Source organism: Herbaspirillum sp. C9C3, from assembly GCF_013359625.1.
Lineage (GTDB): Bacteria > Pseudomonadota > Gammaproteobacteria > Burkholderiales > Burkholderiaceae_D > Herbaspirillum.
Map to the genome: position 1 here is coordinate 131,938 of NZ_JABFMQ010000006.1, position 17,188 is coordinate 149,125.

At 63.7% G+C, this 17,188-nt stretch carries 15 protein-coding genes; 10 read left to right on the plus strand and 5 right to left on the minus strand.

Translation table 11 applies throughout. The features are described 5' to 3' along the window. Positions 1-124: 124 nt before the first annotated feature. Positions 125-1,084: a C-terminal binding protein gene (locus tag HNO82_RS08320; RefSeq protein ID WP_175343358.1), complete on the minus strand. Its 960-nt coding sequence runs from the start codon at positions 1,082-1,084 to the stop codon at positions 125-127. Between the two features lie 272 nt (positions 1,085-1,356). Next, positions 1,357-3,096, minus strand: a complete 1,740-nt coding sequence (locus HNO82_RS08325; protein WP_175343359.1) for an IlvD/Edd family dehydratase — start codon at positions 3,094-3,096, stop codon at positions 1,357-1,359. 1,032 nt (positions 3,097-4,128) lie between these two features. Between HNO82_RS08325 and HNO82_RS08330 the strand changes: the two genes are divergently transcribed. The 5 genes from HNO82_RS08330 (at position 4,129) to HNO82_RS08350 (ending at position 9,133) form a co-directional block, all read left to right on the plus strand. Next, positions 4,129-5,112, plus strand: coding sequence for a Bug family tripartite tricarboxylate transporter substrate binding protein (locus tag HNO82_RS08330; RefSeq protein WP_175343360.1), 984 nt, complete (start codon positions 4,129-4,131; stop codon positions 5,110-5,112). Between the two features lie 98 nt (positions 5,113-5,210). Then, on the plus strand, positions 5,211-5,744 hold the full coding sequence (locus HNO82_RS08335) for a tripartite tricarboxylate transporter TctB family protein (RefSeq protein ID WP_175343361.1): 534 nt from the start codon (positions 5,211-5,213) through the stop codon (positions 5,742-5,744). 9 nt (positions 5,745-5,753) lie between these two features. Further along, the gene (locus HNO82_RS08340; RefSeq protein WP_008330964.1) at positions 5,754-7,250 is read left to right on the plus strand and encodes a tripartite tricarboxylate transporter permease; all 1,497 of its coding nucleotides are present in this window, start codon (positions 5,754-5,756) and stop codon (positions 7,248-7,250) included. A 47-nt stretch (positions 7,251-7,297) separates the two neighbouring features. Further along, positions 7,298-8,359 carry an Ldh family oxidoreductase gene (locus HNO82_RS08345; protein ID WP_008330959.1) on the plus strand — a complete coding sequence of 354 codons (1,062 nt, stop codon included), beginning with the start codon at positions 7,298-7,300 and terminating at the stop codon, positions 8,357-8,359. A gap of 9 nt (positions 8,360-8,368) precedes the next feature. Continuing rightward, a complete protein-coding gene (locus HNO82_RS08350; protein WP_008330957.1) occupies positions 8,369-9,133 on the plus strand; it encodes a FadR/GntR family transcriptional regulator in 765 nt (254 codons plus the stop codon). Here the strand turns inward: HNO82_RS08350 and HNO82_RS08355 are convergent. The 3 genes from HNO82_RS08355 to HNO82_RS08365 form a co-directional block, all read right to left on the minus strand. Beyond that, a complete protein-coding gene (locus HNO82_RS08355) occupies positions 9,126-9,665 on the minus strand; it encodes a C40 family peptidase (protein WP_175343362.1) in 540 nt (179 codons plus the stop codon). The genes HNO82_RS08350 and HNO82_RS08355 overlap by 8 nt on opposite strands. 21 nt (positions 9,666-9,686) lie before the next feature. Further along, on the minus strand, positions 9,687-10,889 hold the full coding sequence (locus HNO82_RS08360; protein ID WP_175343363.1) for an acetylornithine transaminase: 1,203 nt from the start codon (positions 10,887-10,889) through the stop codon (positions 9,687-9,689). A 421-nt stretch (positions 10,890-11,310) separates the two neighbouring features. Then, a complete protein-coding gene (locus HNO82_RS08365; RefSeq protein ID WP_175343364.1) occupies positions 11,311-12,360 on the minus strand; it encodes a CDP-6-deoxy-delta-3,4-glucoseen reductase in 1,050 nt (349 codons plus the stop codon). Positions 12,361-12,396: 36 nt separating this feature from the next. On the opposite strand from HNO82_RS08365, the gene HNO82_RS08370 reads away from it, so the two are divergent. The 5 genes from HNO82_RS08370 (at position 12,397) to HNO82_RS08390 (ending at position 16,964) form a co-directional block, all read left to right on the plus strand. Further along, a complete protein-coding gene (locus tag HNO82_RS08370; protein WP_175343427.1) occupies positions 12,397-13,287 on the plus strand; it encodes an NAD-dependent epimerase/dehydratase family protein in 891 nt (296 codons plus the stop codon). Positions 13,288-13,484: 197 nt separating this feature from the next. Further along, a complete protein-coding gene (locus HNO82_RS08375) occupies positions 13,485-14,258 on the plus strand; it encodes an ABC transporter ATP-binding protein (RefSeq protein WP_175343365.1) in 774 nt (257 codons plus the stop codon). Next, entirely contained in the window at positions 14,255-15,256 is a 1,002-nt protein-coding gene (locus tag HNO82_RS08380; RefSeq protein WP_175343366.1) for an ABC transporter substrate-binding protein, read from the plus strand. Before HNO82_RS08375 ends, HNO82_RS08380 begins: the two co-directional genes overlap by 4 nt. 129 nt (positions 15,257-15,385) lie before the next feature. Then, complete coding sequence (locus tag HNO82_RS08385; protein WP_034350799.1) at positions 15,386-16,159, plus strand: ABC transporter permease; 774 nt, start codon at positions 15,386-15,388, stop codon at positions 16,157-16,159. 13 nt (positions 16,160-16,172) lie between these two features. Then, positions 16,173-16,964: a type 2 periplasmic-binding domain-containing protein gene (locus HNO82_RS08390; protein ID WP_175343367.1), complete on the plus strand. Its 792-nt coding sequence runs from the start codon at positions 16,173-16,175 to the stop codon at positions 16,962-16,964. Positions 16,965-17,188: the final 224 nt, after the last annotated feature.

Consider the following 17,188-nt stretch of genomic DNA (forward strand, 5'->3'; position numbering starts at 1 on the left):
TGTGGAGGGACGTACGGAAGATCCTGGTGGTCTTCCTTCTTCTGTCATCTACGGTGATGCAGCGCCGGCTGGCGGCCGGCGCGGTGCTGCGTTGGCGCCCCGTTGCCGGGGTCATTGTTTGGTCTTATTGGTTCTTGCCCTGGACGACCACGTAGGAGGGCCGTCCGTTGCGGTCCCAGTCGATCAGGTTCTGGGCCGCCTTGCGCCGCAGTTCGCGCGCTGCGACATCCGAGAAGAAGGCCGCGTGCGGCGACAATAGCACACGTGGATGCTGGACGATAGCCGAAGCCGTCTCGGGCGGCTCAACCGGTAACACATCCAGCGCCGCGCCCTTGAGCTTGCCATTCTCCAGCGCCGCCAGCAGGTCGTCGATCTTGACCAGGCCACCGCGCGCGGAGTTGACCAGATAGCTCTGCGGTTGCAGCAGGCCCAGCAGCGAGGCATCGATCATGTTGCGCGTCTCGTCGTTCAAGGGCGTATGCAGCGACACCACATGCGCTTGACGGAACAGCTCCTCGCGGCTCACGCGTTCCACGTAGGCGGGGAAATCGCCATCGATGATGTAGGGATCGCAGGCAATGACGCGCTTGAACAGATTGCGCGAGATGTGCGCCATGCGCTTGCCGATGCGGCCCAGGCCGATGATGCCGATGGTCAGGTCGGAGGCGCGCGGGATGATGCCGGCCGTGGTGTAGTGCCATTCACCGGCCTTCACGGCTCGGTCGTAGACGGTAATGTTGCGGATCAGGTCCAGGGCCATGGCCAGCGCATGGGTGGCCACTTCGCCCACGCCATAATCGGGCGAGTTGGCGACCCACACGCCGTGCGCGGCGGCGTCGGCCGTGTTGATGGTGTCGAAGCCGGCGCCATAGCGGCTGGCGATGCGGATTTCAGGCCGGGCTGCAAAGACCTTGGCGTTCACCGGTGCGTATTGCACCAGCAGGCCCTGGCATCCTGCGGAGGCGGCGATCACCTCCTCTTCGGTGCGGCATTGCGCGGTTACGACTTCCACACCGGCTTCCTTGTAGAGCGCAAGCTCCAGGTCGACGTCGGGAAAATCGTAGTCCGTAATCAGTACTTTCATTGCTCGTCTCCGTGATGGTTGTCTTGGTCCACCTGATGCAACTACTTCCTGGAACACGGCCGCCGCTTGTTGTGGCTGTACCGTGATCCCGGGGTACGACGGATGCTGGTATTAAGATGACTTTAATGCTGTTTGAATGACCCTTAACTTTTGCTTAATGCTGCTGGTTGCTGCTTTGATGCTTGTTGCTGCAGGTGGAATTCGGTACAACCGGTTTGTTTGCAAAATCTGACTGCCCCTGCCGCCGTTCACAGCGGCGAGGGCAGATTCGTTCAGTGATTGTCCTTGGGCACGTAAGGTCCGCTCTTGCCGACCAGGAAATCAAGGTCCGCGCCCTGGTTGGCCTGCTGCACGTGATCCACGTAGAGTTTGACCCAGCCGCGCTGCATCTGCGGCGGCAACTCGGGCTTGCTCCACTGCGCACGGCGGCGCGCCAGTTCTTCGTCCGACACATCCAGGTGCAGCTTGCGCGCTTCCACATCGAGTTCGATGAAGTCGCCGTTCTGCACCAGCGCCAGCGGACCGCCGGCGGCTGCTTCCGGCGAGACGTGCAGCACCACGGTGCCATAGGCGGTACCGCTCATGCGGGCATCCGAGACGCGCACCATGTCCGTGATGCCCTTGCGCAGAATCTTGGGCGGCAGCGGCATGTTGCCTGCTTCGGCCATGCCGGGGTAACCCTTGGGACCGCAATTCTTGAGTACCAGCACGCAGGTTTCATCGACGTCCAGGTTCTCGTCATCGATGCGCTTGTGCAGGTCGTCGCTGTTCTCGAACACCACGGCACGGCCGCGATGCTTGAGCAGGGCAGGGGTGGCGGCCGATGGCTTGATGACGGCACCGTCCGGGGCCAGGTTGCCCTTGAGGATGGCGATGCCGGCCGCTTCCTTGAAGGGCTGGTCGAAGCTGCGGATGACTTCCGGATTCCAGTTCGGCGCATCCTGGCAGTTCTCCCACAGGGTCTTGCCGTTGGCGGTCAGGGCGGTCTTGTCGATCACGCTTTCGAGCTGGCGGATCACGGCCGGCAGGCCGCCCGCATAGTAGAAATCTTCCATCAGGAATTTGCCCGAGGGCTGCAGGTCCAGCAGGCAGGGCAGTTGCTGGCCGATGTCGTCCCAATCCTTCAGATCGAGCTTGATGCCGATGCGACCGGCAATGGCCAGCAGGTGGATCACTGCATTGGTGGAACCACCGATGGCGGCGTTGACGCGAATGGCGTTCTCGAACGCCTGGCGGGTGAGGATCTTGGAGAGCACCAGGTCTTCTTCCACCATCTGCACGATGCGGCGACCGGCATTGCGGGCCAGCACGTTGCGGCGCGCATCCACGGCGGGAATGGCGGCATTGTGCGGCAGGCCCACGCCCAATGCCTCGACCATGCTGGCCATGGTGGAGGCGGTGCCCATGGTCATGCAGTGACCGTGCGAGCGGTGCATGCAGCTTTCGGCTTCAAAGAATTCTTCCTGCGTCATCTTGCCGGCGCGCACGTCTTCCGACATCTGCCACACGCCCGTGCCGGAACCCAGTTCACGGCCACGGTATTTGCCCGAGAGCATGGGGCCGCCCGATACGCCGATGGTCGGCACATCCACTGAAGCCGCGCCCATCAGCAGGGCCGGCGTGGTCTTGTCGCAGCCCATCAACAGCACCACGCCATCGAGTGGATTGGCGCGGATTGACTCTTCCACATCCATGCTGGCCAGGTTGCGATAGAGCATGGCGGTGGGCCGCAGCAGGGTCTCGCCCAGCGACATCACGGGGAATTCCAGCGGGAAGCCACCGGCTTCCCAGATGCCGATCTTGACCTGTTCGGCCAGGGCGCGGAAGTGCGAATTGCAGGGCGTCAGTTCGGAATAGGTATTGCAGATGCCGATCACCGGACGACCATCGAACTGGTCGTGCGGGATGCCGCGGTTCTTGACCCAGGAGCGATAGATGAATCCATCGCGGTCCTGGCGGCCAAACCAGGCCTGGCTACGGCGGGTGGGTTTTTTCTTGGTGTCGTCGGTCATTGTCGTTTCCCTGGCAAGGTGCGTGCGCAAGCGCGCTGCGTTCCTTGCCCTGCTTCATGCGATCCATGTGCTGCTGGCCGGGTGTGGCCAGCAGTGCCGTTCAATGCTTGCTGCCTGCGCGAACCTGGTTTTTGTAAAACTCAGGCGAGAGCGCGCGCGGCGACGCGATGACTGTCGTCCTGGTCAAAGAAATAGCGGGAAAAATCAATCAGCAGGAAGGCCAGCAGGGACCCGAAAGCAGAGGAGCGATGCAGGGCACGGCGCGCACGCACGCTGGAAGCGGTAGCGGCGCAGCGCGTGTGCGCCCGGCCGGCCGGCGTCCTGCGGTTCACATGCGATGCTGTGCCTGGATAAGCCAATGGGATGTCTCCGTTGCCTGGAGCCGCCGGCAGGTGCCATGGCGGCTGGGTCTGTGCCGTCCGTTCTGCCCTGCGGCCTGCCCCGTCCCCGACGGTGGCATGGCACGTAGAAGCGACGTGACTTGTGTAATTGGCTGCGAGTCTATTGCAGCCGGATTTGTTTGGTCAAGTGGTAATACCAGATCGCGAGAAAGCTTTTTGTCAGCATCGTGCGGCTGGCTTTTTACGTCGCCGCTGCAACATGCAGTAAAACACACTGCCAGCCTGAAAGCCAGAGCCGGCAAGGGTTTGCGACGGGCTATTAATGTTGCATGGCACCAAGGATGAATTTTTTTGATCCATTCGATTCATCCTTGACACTGCCTGGGTGATGTGAAATTCTAGCCTCCGCTGGTCAGACCACATGACCTCTGCGCGACTCATCCCAAAGCGGGGGCGCGGCCAGCAGCATGATGCAGCGTCACCGGCCCGGTCCGGATTACAAGAACAAGCAGCAAGGCATGAGACCTGCGCAACAGAGACAACACAGGAGACCAGCGGGGGGATCCCTTCCGCATGGCCAATCACTCCGGCGCTCCCCGCAGGTCAGAGAAGCGGTAACGAAAGTCCTTTGCCAAAACGTTAGCCGCACCCCATTGCGCGCAATAAGCCGCAGACGACAACGGAGGAGACCATGCAGTTGACCCGCAGAACCTTGTTCAAGACCATCCTGGCCGCCAGCGCGGCCTGCACCGTCCTGGCCGCCCCGGCGGCCTTTGCCGCCTGGCCGGAACGTCCGGTCACGCTGATCGTGCCCTGGGGCGCGGGCGGCGGCACCGACGCCACGGCGCGCATCATCGGCGCGCTGCTCGAAAAGGATCTCGGCCAGCCGGTCAATGTGGTCAACCGCACCGGCGGTAACGGTGCAGTGGGTCACCAGGCCATCGCCAGTGCCACGCCGGATGGCTACACCATCGGTATCGCCACGGTGGAAATCTCGATGATGCACCATCAGGGCCTGACCAAGCTGACGCCGCGCGACTTCACGCCGCTGGCGCTGATGAACTTCGACCCGGCCGCGCTGACCGTGAGCCATGATTCGCCCTACAAGACCTTTGACGAACTGTTCAAGGCCATCAAAGCCAATCCCGGCAAGCTCAAGGCCTCCGGTACCGGCCAGGGCGGCATCTGGCACCTGGGGCTGGCGGGCATGTTGAATGACCTCAAGGTGGCACCCAATGCCGTGCGCTTCGTGCCCTCCAACGGGGCTGCCCCGGCCATGGTGGATCTGGCGGCCGGTGGTGTGGATATCGTCGCGGCCTCGCTGCCGGAGGCGCGTTCGCTCATCGATGCCGGCAAGGCCACACCACTGGTGATCATGTCCAATGAACCGGCGGCGCTCTATCCCAAGGTGCCGACCTTGAAGAGCCTCACGGGCAGCACCTGGACCAATGGCGCCTGGCGCGGCATCGTCGGGCCCAAGGGTCTGCCCGCCGATGTCCAGAGCCGGCTCTCGGCCAGCCTCAAGAAGATCTACGACAGCAAGGAGTACAAGGACTTCATGAGCGGTCGCGGTTTCGGAACGCAGTATGCCGATTCGGCCGAGTTCGGCAAGTTCATGGACAAGAGCGACGAGGACATGGGCGCCATCCTCAAGACCCTGGGCATGGCCAGGTAAGCGGCCAGGGGCGGGTCCGCGGCCTGGCGGCCGGGGTGCCCGTCTGGCGTTGCCCCATCGTGCTCTTTGCTCTCTGCTCTCCGCTTCGGGATCGTTCCATGAAAATCAATGATGCCTTGTCCGGGCTGCTGATCGCCTTCTTTGCGGTCGTGCTCTGGATCGCTTCTGCCCGCCTGCCCGCCATGGGTCAGGACATCGGGCCCAATGTCTTTCCGCAGGCGCTGGCCGGTGGCCTGATGATCTGCGCCGTGTTGCTGGTGCTGCGTGGACTGCGCGGACTGCGGCAGGCGCGCGCCGTGCACAGCGCACACACCTCGCGCATCGCCACCACCGGTGGCGATGCGCAGGATGCACGCTGGTTCACGCCACCCGAGTGGATCCACCGTGGCCGTGCGGTGCTGGCCTTCCTGCTGGTCCCCGCCTCGCTGCTGTTCTACATCGGGGTCTCGGAACCGCTGGGCTTTTTGCCCACCGCCTTCGTGCTGTTGCTGGTGCTGTTCATGACCTTCCGCACCCGCCTGATGGTGGCCTTGCCGGTGGCCCTGGTCAGCGCGCTGCTGATCCACACCATTTTCTACAAACTGCTCAAGGTGCCGCTGCCCTGGGGCATTCTCTCGCCCCTGGCCTGGTAAGGAGACGACATGCTTGCCAACCTCTATGCCGCGCTGGCGATGGTGTTCGATCCCTATGTGCTGGCGGTGATCCTGGGCGCGTCCGTCTTCGGACTGTTCATGGGCGCCGTGCCGGGTTTGTCGGCGACCATGGCCGTCGCGTTGCTGGTGCCGGTGACCTTCTTCATGCCGCCGGTCCCGGCCATCGCCGCCATGGTTTCGGCCACTGCCATGGCGATCTTCTCGGGCGACATTCCGGGTTGTCTGCTGCGCATTCCCGGTACGCCCTCGTCGGCCGCCTACACCGATGAAGCCTATGCCATGACCTTGAAAGGGCAGGGCGAGATTGCGCTGGGCGCCAGCCTGGTGTTCTCGGTCATCGGCGGACTGTTTGGCACCTTCGTACTGATCTTCTCGGCGCCCGCACTGGCGGAGCTGGCCCTGAAATTTTCTTCCTTCGAATATTTCTGGCTGGTACTGCTGGGCCTGACTTGCGCCATCTTCATCGCCTCCGATAATCCGCTCAAGGGTTTCGTGTCGCTCTTCCTCGGCATGTTCATCGCCTCCATCGGCATGGGCAATCCGGCCGGTGCGCCCCGCTTTACCTTCGATCAGCCCGACCTGCTGGGCGGGGTCTCGCTGGTGCCGCTCATGGTGGGCATGTTCGCCATGTCCGAAGTGCTGCGCTTTGCGGTCTCGCGCGACTTCGGCATGAAACTGCCAGAGAGTCGTGTGGGCAACGTCTTCAAGGGCATGTGGGGCCTGCTGTTGAAGTATCCGAAATCGGTGCTGCGCGGCAGCGTCCTGGGCACGCTGGTGGGCGCGCTGCCCGGCGCCGGGGCCGATATCGCGGCCTGGATGTCGTATGCGATGAGCAAGAAGCTCTCCAGGGAGCCGGAGAAATTCGGCACCGGCCATCCGGAAGGCATTGTCGAATCGGGCGCGGCCAACAACTCGGCGCTGGCCGGGGCGTGGATACCGGCGCTGGTGTTCGGCATTCCGGGGGATTCCATCACCGCCATCGTCATCGGTGTGCTCTACATGAAGAACCTCAATCCGGGACCGATGATCTTCGTCGACAATCCGGTCTCCATGTATGCCATCTTCCTGGTCTTCATCCTGGCCAACCTGCTGATGCTGCCGCTGGGCTTCTGGTGCATCAAGATGGCCAAGCGCATCCTGTCCATCCCGCGTGGCATCCTCATGCCGCTGATCCTGCTGTTCTGCATCGTCGGCTCCTACGCCACCAACAACAGTGTCACCGACGTGGGCATCATGCTGGTGTTCGGCCTGCTGGCCTATGTGATGGAAGAGAACGGTTTCCCGGTGGCACCCACGGTACTGGGCGTGGTGCTGGGCGGCATGCTGGAAGAACATTTCGTGACCTCGATGATCAAGGCCGACGGCCAGTTCCTGGCCTTCTTCGAGCGGCCCATCGCCGGCACGCTGGGCGTGATCACGCTGCTGCTGTGGTTGTTGCCACTGCTGCTCAAGCTCCTGCGCAAGAAACCGCTGGCTGCGGCCTGAGGTGAAAAGATTTCAATCGACGATTCAAGCAAGGAAAGGTGGTTTCCATGGCAGTCCCTGAACGTTTCTCCGCTGACGCTCTGCGTCAGTTCGCCACCACGCTGTTGCAGCGCGCCGGGCTGGACGCCGACAAGGCCGACAGCGTCGCCGCCACCCTGGTCGACGGCGACCTGCTGGGCCATGACACGCACGGACTGGCGCTGCTGGCCCCCTACGTCAAGGAACTGGAAAAAGGCAGCATGGCCAAGAGTGGCCGACCCGAGGTGCTCTCCGAACGCGCCGCCGCACTGGCCTGGGATGGCCGCCGCCTGCCCGGTCCCTGGCTGGTGCATCAGGGCATCGATGCGCTCATGCCCAAGGCGCGCGACTATGGCACCGCTTCGTTGACCATCCACCACAGCCACCATATCGCCTGCCTGGCGGCCTACCTGCTGCGGGCCACGCAGGAGGGCTTCATGATGATTCTGGCCAGTTCCGATCCGGCAGTGCAGAGCGTGGCCCCGTTCGGCGGCACCCAGGCGGTGTTTACGCCCAATCCGATTGCAGCGGGCATCCCTACCTCCGGCACGCCCTTCCTGGTCGATATCTCGGCCTCCATTACCACCAATGGCATGAGCAACCGCCTGCACAAGGCCGGCAAGCAGTTCGAGGAAGAATGGCTCATCGATGGCGCCGGCCATCCCAGCCGCGATCCGGCCGTGCTCTCGGCCACGCCACCCGGCACCATCCTGCCGCTGGGCGGCCTGTCGGCGGGTCACAAGGGCTACGGCCTGGCGGTGCTGATTGAGGCGCTCACCGGTGGCCTGTCCGGCTTTGGCCGGGCCGATCCGGCAGCGGGCTGGGGGGCGACAGTGTTCATGTCGCTCTATGATCCCTCGGCCTTCGGTGGCGAGCAGGACTTCAAGCGTCAGATGGACCATATCGCCCAGGCCTGCCGCAGCAATCCGCCACGTCCCGGTGTGGGCCAGGTACGCATGCCTGGTGACCGCGGCATGCAGCGCCGCGCCGAGCAACTGGCGCAGGGGCTGACCCTGCATCCGACCATTGCGCCGATGCTGCGCGAAGCGGGTGCCGCCTACGACCTGGAGTTTCCCGCCACCTTGGACTGAAGGGTCATCATGCCCATCGAAGCGATCGAACCGCAGCGGCTGTACCGGCAGATCAGCGACCAGTTGCGCAAGCTGATCGTGGAGGGCGAATTCGCCGTGGGTTCGCGCCTGCCGTCCGAGCGCGACCTGGCGCTGCAGCTGGGCGTGAGCCGGCCTTCGCTGCGCGAGGCGCTCATCGCGCTGGAGGTGGAAGGTTACATCGAAGTGCGCATGGGCTCGGGCATCTACGTCTGTGCGCCACCGGTGCAGCGCGAGTTGCGACACGACCTGTCCGGCGAGGAAGGGCCGCTGGAACTGATCCGCGCGCGTGAGATGATCGAAGGGGAAGTGGCCTATGCCGCCGTCCTGCATGGCAGCAAGCAGCAGATTGCGGCGGTGGAGGAAGCCTACGCCCTGATGATCTCCCACGCCCAGGCCGGCATCGATCCGCTGGAGGCGGACCGCCTGTTCCATATCCGCCTGGCCGAGGCCACCGGCAACAGCGTCCTGGTCGGCCTGGTGACGCAGCTCTTCGATGCGCGCCTGGGGCCGCTGTTCGAGCGCCTGCACAGCCACTTCGACGGCACCCGCGTGTGGCAGGAAGCCATCGAGGAACACGGTCTGATCATGCAGGCCCTGCGCGAGCGCAATGCCGAGCAGGCGCGTGCTGCCATGCGGCGGCACATGGATATCGCCTTCACGCGCTACAGCGCCAATCTGATCCGCGAGTACGGCAACCGCCAGCAGCAGGAGAACGGGCCGCGCAAGCGGTCCGCCCGCAAGACGCTCAGTTGAAGTAGGTGCGCGCCATTTCGAAGCGACGCGAGAAATACGGGTTGTCCAGGCGCGAGATGTGCACCTTGCCATTGGTCGATGGCGCATGTACGAAGCGGCCATCGCCCAGGTAGATGCCCACGTGCGAGAAGGGACGGTTCTGCGTATTGAAAAACACCAGATCGCCCGCGCGCAGTTGCGAGGGATCGATCTGGCGGCCCTGGCGGGCGATGTCGGCGGCGCTGCCGCTGATGCGGTAATTGGCGGCCTGGCCGAAGATGTAGCTGACCATGCCGCTGCAATCGAGTCCGGCCGAGGGATTCTTGCCGCCGAAGCGGTAGCCGGTATCGATCAGCGAGAGTGCATAGATGGCCACCTCATTGCCATTGTCGGTGGCCGGCAGCGCCGGTGCCTGCGATTGCGGGGCACCGGGCAGCCGGGCGATGGGGGGCGCGGTCGGCGTCGTGCCGCAGGCAGCCAGCACCAGTGCCGCACACACTGCGGCCAGCGCCGACCGGGTCGAGGGCACAGCGGCCCCGTGCGTCAATGCCATCCTTGCGCGCCCCGTCATCGCTTACTTCCCGATCTTGGCCAGGACGTCTTCCAGCATGGAGAACATCTGGTCGATCTCTTCCTTGGTCACGTTCAGGGCCGGCATGAAGCGCAGCAGGTTGGGACGCGGCGAGTTCAGCAGCAGGCCCACCGGTTCCAGGTTGCGTGCGGCTTCGACGATCTGCGGGCCGATGTCGCGACCCAGTTGCAGGGCGCGCAGCAGGCCTTCGCCACGCTCGCCTTCGAAGCCATACTTCTCGGAGATTTCCAGCGAACGCTGGCGCAGGTACTGACCGCGCTCGCGCACCGATTCCATGAAGCCGGGCTTGAGCAATTCCTTGATCACGGCCACGCCCACGGCAGTCATGAGCGGGTTGCCGTTGTAGGTGCCGCCTTGTTCGCCGGCTTCGAAGCAGGCGATTTCTTCACGCGCCAGCAGGGCGGCCAGCGGCACACCGCCACCGATGCCCTTGGCCAGGGTCATGATGTCCGGCTCGATGCCGGAGTGCTGGTAGGCGAACAGCTGGCCGGTACGGCCCATGCCGCTTTGCACTTCATCGACGATGAGCAGCAGGTTCTTTTCTTTGGTCAGGCGGCGCAGACCCTGCATGAATTCCTTGGTCGCCGGGATGACGCCGCCTTCGCCCTGCACTGGCTCCAGCATCACGGCCACGGTGTGGCTGCCGATCAACGCTTCGACGCTGGCCAGGTCGTTCAGGATGGCCTTGGGGAAGCCCGGCACCTGCGGGGCGAACATGGTGTCCCAGCCGTCCTTGCCGCTGGCCGACATGGTGGCCAGGGTACGGCCGTGGAAGCTGTGCTTGAAGGTGATGATCTCGAAGCGCGCCGAGCCGTCGGCGGCCGGGTTCTTCTTGCCCCACTTGCGGGCCAGCTTGATGGCGCCTTCATTGGCTTCGCCGCCGCTGTTGGCGAAGAACACGCGGTCGAACACCGAGTTGGCCGTCAGCAGGTCGGCCAGTTCGATGGAGGGCGCGTTGTAGAAGGCTGGCGAGGGGTTGATCAGCTTCTTGCTCTGGGCGGCCAGGGCATCGGCGATACATTGCGGCGCGTGGCCCAGGGTGTTGACTGCCCAGCCTTGCAGGTAGTCGAGATAGCGCTTGCCATTGTGATCGGTCAGCCACATGCCATGGCCTTCGGTGAAGACCAGCTCGGGGCGGTTGGTGACGTACATCAGTTTGTTGGCGTCGGACTGGCTGTATTGCATCGATAGGCTCCTGCAAGAATAGGGTGGTTGGGAGGGTGGTGCAGACCGTTGCCCCCACGATGACTAGGCGCTGGGCAGCAGGCACACGACAGACCCCAAATGGCGAATAAAAAAAAGCCACAGGGTTTGCCTGTGGCTTCGCGATTCGTTTCACTTCACGCGCGCAGCAGCAGCAAACCTTTCTCAGGTTGGCTGCGGCGTCGTAAAAATGTGGCGTTGGCGATCATGCGGTGCAGTTTATGACCTTTTGCGCAGAGCGTCAAAAAGAAATTTCCCGCCGGACTCGCCCGCGGCTGCTTGCGGCGGGCTACCGTTGCAATTTCATCGCATCTCGCCGGGCCGCGCGGCATCAGGCTTGCGCGGCATCTTCGCAAATGCGCGTGACGCCGGCATGACAGCACCGGCCCCCGCAGTGGCTCCGTCAGGCGGCCGGGTTGTCCGACACGGCCTTGGCCAGGTCGGCTTCGGAAGTGAAGGAATCGGCATAGAACTCGTCTTCCGGCAGGCCGCACTGGGCGCTGAAATCGCGCTGTGCCGATTCCACCACGACCGGCGCGCCACAGGCATAGACCTGGTGGCCCGACAGGTCGGGGAAGTCTTCCATCACGGCGCGGTGGACGAAGCCGGTGCGGCCGCTCCAGTTGTCCTCGGCCTGGGCGTTGGAGACCACCGGCACGTACTTGAAGTTGGGCAGCTCCTGTTCCCACTGCTGGCACAGGGCGTTCATGTACAGGTCCTGTGGACGGCGGCCGCCCCAATACAGGGTGACGGGACGCTTGGAACCGGCATGCTCCAGCTGTTCGACGATGGCCTTGATGGGCGCAAAGCCGGTGCCGGAGGCCAAGAGGATGATGGGCTTGTCGGAATCCTCGCGCAGGAAGAAGGTCCCCAGCGGGCCTTCGATGCGCAGGATGTCGCGTTCCTTGAGCGTGGTGAACACCTGGTCGGTGAACAGCCCGCCCGGCAGATGGCGGATGTGCAGGCTCATGTGTTCATCCTTGTGCGGGGCGTTGGCCATGCTGTAGCTGCGGCGCTTGCCGTCGCGCAGCAGGAATTCCACGTACTGGCCGGCCTTGTACTGCAGGCGGTCATTGGCCGGCAGTTGCAGCGAGAGGATGATGACGTCGTCGGCCACCTTGTCCAGCTTGGCCACACGCACCGGCAGCTTGCGCACCGGGATCTCTCCCACGCCGGCCACTTCGCGCGCCTCGATGGTGACGTCGCTGTGCGGCTTGGCCACGCAGAACAGGGCATGGCCCAGCTGCTGTTCGTGCTCCGAGAGGGCGCGCACCTGGTGCGGGCCGTGCTCGACCTGACCCGACACCAGCTTGCCCTTGCAGGAGCCGCAGGCGCCGTTCTTGCAACCGTAGGGCAGGCCGACACCGGCGCGGATGGCGGCGGTGAGGATGGATTCGTCGGCGTCGCAGGTGAACTGGCGACCGCTGGGCTGGACTGTGACTTGGAAACTCATACAATTCTGCTTCTGGATAAATTTGGATTGAACACCGTGAAAAAACTGGGCCTGCCCCGCGTACTGATCCTGGGCTGCGGCGACGTCGGCCTGCGGCTGGTGCCGCTGCTGCTGCCGCGCTACCGCGTGCTGGCCGTGACCAGCAACCCCGAGCGCCGCGTCGAACTGCGCGCTGCCGGGGCCATTCCCATCGTCGCCGACCTGGATCAACCCCTGACGCTGGGCCGCCTGGCGCGCCTGGCACCGACCATCGTGCATCTGGCGCCGCCGCAGTCCGACGGCCGCATCGACCGTCGCACTCGCAATTTGGCCGCCATTTTACCCGAGGGCGCGCGCCTGGTTTACATCAGCACCACCGGTGTCTACGGGGATTGCGCTGGCGCAAGCTTCGATGAAACTCGCCGAGTGAACCCGCAGAACGCCCGCGCCGTGCGCCGGGTGGACGCCGAAACGGTTCTGCGCGCCTGGGCCCGGCGCCGCCACGGCAAGCTTTCCATCCTGCGCGTGCCGGGCATCTACGCCGCCGACCGCCTGCCGCTGGAGCGCCTGCACAAGGGCCTGCCGGCCCTGGTGGCGCAGGAGGACGTGCATACCAATCACATCCACGCCGACGACCTGGCCCGCATCTGCCTGGCCGCCATGCGCCTGGGCGCGCCCAATCGCGTCTATCACGCGGTGGACGATACCGACCTCAAGATGGGCGACTACTTCGATGCCGTGGCCGATGCTGCCGGCCTGTCCCGCCCGCCGCGCCTGCCGCGCAGCGAGCTGGAACGGAGCGTCTCGCCGATGATGCTGTCCTTCATGTCGGAATCGCGCCGCCTTCACAATGCCCGCATCAAGGAGGAGCTGGGTGTGCGGCTGCGTTATCCCGATGTGCAGAGCCTCTTGGCCCGATGGCAGGAACAAAGGCTGACGAAGGGCTGACGCCTTTATGCGTTTTGCCCGCCGTTCTTATTCGAAATACGAATAAGCATACGATTTTTAAGTAGTTGTTTTGCATAGCCGGCCTCAGTACAGTGCATGCCTGACTCAATGGGGGAGGCTGGAGCAGCCTTTGAAGTTTCTGGCCGGCGCGCCTCTTCCGTTCCATCCATTCCACGCGCGGCCCGTCCGCGGACCACATGAAGCTATCTTTCAACAACGTCGCCAAGCGTTTCGGCGACCTGCACGTGATCGAGGAATTCACCCGCGAGATCGCCTCCGGTGAGCTGGTCGCGCTGGTCGGGCCGTCCGGCTGCGGCAAGTCCACGCTGCTGCACATGGCCGCCGGCCTGGAAAAGCCCAGCAGCGGCACCGTGTCCGCCGACGCTCAGGCCATCCGCGGACCGCATCCCGAGCGCACCCTGATGTTCCAGGAAAATGCCCTCTATCCCTGGCTGACCCTGCAGCAGAACGTGGCGCTGGCACTGGAATTCCAGAATGTCGACAAGAAGAAATCCGCCGACCAGGCCCGCGTCTGGCTGGAGAACGTCAAGCTCAAGGGTTTCGAAAACTATTATCCGCACCAGGTCTCGGGCGGCATGCGCCAGCGCGCGGCCCTGGCACGCGCCTTCATCTCGCAGCCCAAGGCGCTGCTGCTGGACGAACCCTTCGGTGCGCTCGATGCACTGACCCGCATGACCCTGCAGGATGCCCTGCGCGACCTGATCCGCCAGCAAGGCCCGACCGTGGTGCTGGTGACGCACGATGTGGATGAAGCACTGTTCCTGGCCGACCGTATCTTCGTGTTCAGCCCGCGCCCGGCCAAGGTCTTGAAGGAATTCAATCTCGTGCATCACGAAAAGACGCACGACCTGTCCGAATTCGCGGCGACCCGCCGCGAAATCCTTTGCCTGCTGGGCATCCATGCCGAGCAGGACGAATTTGCAAAAAACATTGAAGGGGTTGGAGTATGAAACTCGCACGCATCCTGGCACCGGCCATCGCCGCCGCTGCCCTGGCTTTTTCCGGCAACGCCCTTGCCCTGGAGAAATTCAAGATCGGCTATCTGCGCGTGATGGACGACGCGCAAGCCATGGCCGCCTATGAAGCCGGCCTCTACAAGAAGTACGGTCTGGATGTGGAACTGATCGAATTCAAGTCCGGCACCGACCTGGTCAAGGCCATTGTCGGCGGCCAGCTCGACAGCGGCGTGTTCGGTTTTTCCAATGCCGTGGCCTGGGCTTCCAAGGGCGCGGACCTGAAGGTGGTCGGTGGTGCGCAGCTGGGCTATCACGCTCTGGTGGCGCGCGAGGATTCGGGCATCAACAAGGTGGCCGACCTCAAGGGCAAGACCCTGGCCTCGCAGGCCGAGGGCAGTACCGCCGACACCGTGCTCAAGGGCGTGGTGTTGCGTGATGCGGGCGTGAAGCCCGATGACGTCAACGTCATGGGCGTCTCGCCCCAGGTGGCGGTGCAGTCGCTGGTGGGCAAGCGGGTCGATGCGGCCTTCCTGTTCGAGCCGCAGGCGCGCATCGCGCAACTGATCGCGCCGGTCAAGCAGATCTACGAGATCGGTGAAGTCTGGCCCTTCCCCTGCATGGTCGTCATCACCTCCGGCGAGACTCTGAAGAAGAAGCGCGATGCCGTCTGGAAGTCGCTGGACGCGCAACGTGACGCCATCACTCTGCTGCAGAAGAAGCCTGCCGATGCCTCCAGGCTGATTGCCGGCTATTTCATCGCCGAGCCGACCATCAAGACGCTGAAGCACGGCGAGATGCTGCGCGAAGACGTGATCCGCGATGCCATCAAGAGCCAGACCTTCACCCCCAAGATCAGCAAGAAGGACCAGGACCGCATGCAGGAGATCGCCAACATCCTGCAATCGCAAGGATCGCTCAAGACGCGTGATGGCAAGCCCTTTGACGTCAACTCCATCACCGACCTGTCGTGGCAGAACGCGCGCAAGCTGTAATTGCCGGAGCGTCTTCGATACGGCCCTTTCGGGCCTACCCAGCCCGAACGGTTCGGGATGTCATGCCAAAGTAGTCCTGATGTTTTTTAATCTGGCCGGACCCGTCCGGCCATTGTCTTTCCTGTCCTTATGAGCTCACAGCGTCGCGTTACCGGACTCCGCAAGAAACTGGCCATGGTGCTGGCCATCGTCTTCATCCTCTTGATGTGGCAGATCGCGGCCTGGTCGCTGCCCTCCTTCCTGATGCCGGGCGTGCCTTCAGTGCTCGCGCGGCTGTGGGAAGAGGTACAGTCAAACAATTTCCGCCTGGCCCTGTTCGGCAGTCTCTACCGCCTGGGCATGGGCTATGGCTCGGCCCTGGTGCTGGGCATCGGTTTCGGTCTGGTCGGTGCGGTGCTGTTCTTCTTCCGTGAAGTCCTGAAGTCGGCCATCGTGATCCTGCAATCGATCCCCTCGATTGCCTGGGTGCCGCTGCTGCTGATCCTGATGGGCTTCGGCAACCTGCCCATCGTGGTGGTGGTGGCCATTGCCGCTTTCTTCCCGGCGGCGCTGTCGGTGATGAATGCCACCGAGAGCGTGCAGCAGGTGCATGTCTCGGCAGCCCGCGTGATGGGCGCCTCGCGCTTGTCCATGTTGCGCCGGGTGTACCTGCCGGCGGTGATGCCCGAACTCATCACCGGCGCCCAGCTGGCCTTCGGCAATGCCTGGCGCGCGCTGATCTCGGCCGAGATGCTGGTGGGCTTCGGCAAGGGCCTGGGCCGCACGCTGGCCTACTCGGGCGAGACGGCGGACATGATCGGCGTGATGGCCAACATCCTCACCATTGCCATTTTCGCTGCGCTCATCGACCAGCTCATCCTGGAAAACCTCAAGCATCGCCTGCTGAAGTACCAGTACGTCTGAGCCGGGACCGACCATGCGCACCCTTGACCGCTTCATGCTGCTCGCCTCGACCGGCCTGCTCATCGGTGCCGCCCAGGCTGGCGTGCTCGATGACGCCCGCCGCAGCGAGACCGTGCGTATCGGACTGGACCACGTGCCGCCGCTCTACAAGGCCGGCATGAAATTCCGTACACCGGAAAACATTGCCACCGTGCTGGCCGAGGATCTCGCCACGCAATGGAAAGGCAAGGCCGATCTTCAGCCCAATACGCAAGACCGCGCTGCATTGAAGGGCGTGCGTCCCGACGTGATGCTCACCCGCGTGGACCCGGCACAGACCGGCGCGGCGGACCTCATCACGGTGTCGACCGGCTACAGCGCCGGTGCCATGGCCATCATGCGCACCGACACCACCATCCGCAAATGGGAAGACCTCAAGGGCCGCACCGTCTGCGTCTCCGCCGGATCGCCCTACGTCGGCACCCTCAGCGCGCGCTATGCCGCCATCGAGAAAGTGATGCCGGCCCCGGCCGATGCACTGCTGGCCCTGCGCACCGGGCAGTGCGATGCCGCCGTGCATGACGATACGCTCATGAAGGCCATGCTGAAGCTGCCCGAATGGAAGAAATTCTCTGCCCAACTGGCCCCGGTCAGTCGCCGCGCGCTGGTGCTGCAGGTGCGCGGCAACGATCCCGCCGACCTGGCTGTCGCGCGCCAGGCAGCGGCGAGATGGAACGATGCGTTCTGGGCCAATGCCATCAAGAAGTGGGTCAACAATGTGGCCTTCGAGGTCTATCTCGACCAGAACGTGCCGGATTGCCACTGAAGCACCTTGCCCCTGAGACAAGGAAGTTGCCACGGCGATATCGGCGCGGCGGATTTTCTTGCCAGGCAGGCAATCACGGTTGTGCGGGCCGCATAAAAATCCTGCCATTTCAGGATTTTCCCCGTGGCAGAGCGCGTCAATGGGCGTAACATAGTCGACATTCACATCACTGTATGGCACATCCTGTCGCCAACAGTGTTCATTTCTTAGTCTTCGTTTCAAAG

What these genes read in the sequence shown, in the direction of transcription:
- HNO82_RS08380 (WP_175343366.1), top strand. Translation starts at nt 14,255, where the DNA reads ATGAAACTCGCACGCATCCTGGCACCGGCCATCGCCGCCGCTGCCCTG.
- HNO82_RS08390 (WP_175343367.1), top strand. Translation starts at nt 16,173, where the DNA reads ATGCGCACCCTTGACCGCTTCATGCTGCTCGCCTCGACCGGCCTGCTC.
- HNO82_RS08320 (WP_175343358.1), bottom strand. Translation starts at nt 1,084, where the DNA reads ATGAAAGTACTGATTACGGACTACGATTTTCCCGACGTCGACCTGGAG.
- HNO82_RS08375 (WP_175343365.1), top strand. Translation starts at nt 13,485, where the DNA reads ATGAAGCTATCTTTCAACAACGTCGCCAAGCGTTTCGGCGACCTGCAC.
- HNO82_RS08330 (WP_175343360.1), top strand. Translation starts at nt 4,129, where the DNA reads ATGCAGTTGACCCGCAGAACCTTGTTCAAGACCATCCTGGCCGCCAGC.
- HNO82_RS08360 (WP_175343363.1), bottom strand. Translation starts at nt 10,889, where the DNA reads ATGCAATACAGCCAGTCCGACGCCAACAAACTGATGTACGTCACCAAC.
- HNO82_RS08385 (WP_034350799.1), top strand. Translation starts at nt 15,386, where the DNA reads ATGAGCTCACAGCGTCGCGTTACCGGACTCCGCAAGAAACTGGCCATG.
- HNO82_RS08350 (WP_008330957.1), top strand. Translation starts at nt 8,369, where the DNA reads ATGCCCATCGAAGCGATCGAACCGCAGCGGCTGTACCGGCAGATCAGC.
- HNO82_RS08340 (WP_008330964.1), top strand. Translation starts at nt 5,754, where the DNA reads ATGCTTGCCAACCTCTATGCCGCGCTGGCGATGGTGTTCGATCCCTAT.
- HNO82_RS08365 (WP_175343364.1), bottom strand. Translation starts at nt 12,360, where the DNA reads ATGAGTTTCCAAGTCACAGTCCAGCCCAGCGGTCGCCAGTTCACCTGC.
- HNO82_RS08345 (WP_008330959.1), top strand. Translation starts at nt 7,298, where the DNA reads ATGGCAGTCCCTGAACGTTTCTCCGCTGACGCTCTGCGTCAGTTCGCC.
- HNO82_RS08325 (WP_175343359.1), bottom strand. Translation starts at nt 3,096, where the DNA reads ATGACCGACGACACCAAGAAAAAACCCACCCGCCGTAGCCAGGCCTGG.
- HNO82_RS08355 (WP_175343362.1), bottom strand. Translation starts at nt 9,665, where the DNA reads ATGGCATTGACGCACGGGGCCGCTGTGCCCTCGACCCGGTCGGCGCTG.
- HNO82_RS08335 (WP_175343361.1), top strand. Translation starts at nt 5,211, where the DNA reads ATGAAAATCAATGATGCCTTGTCCGGGCTGCTGATCGCCTTCTTTGCG.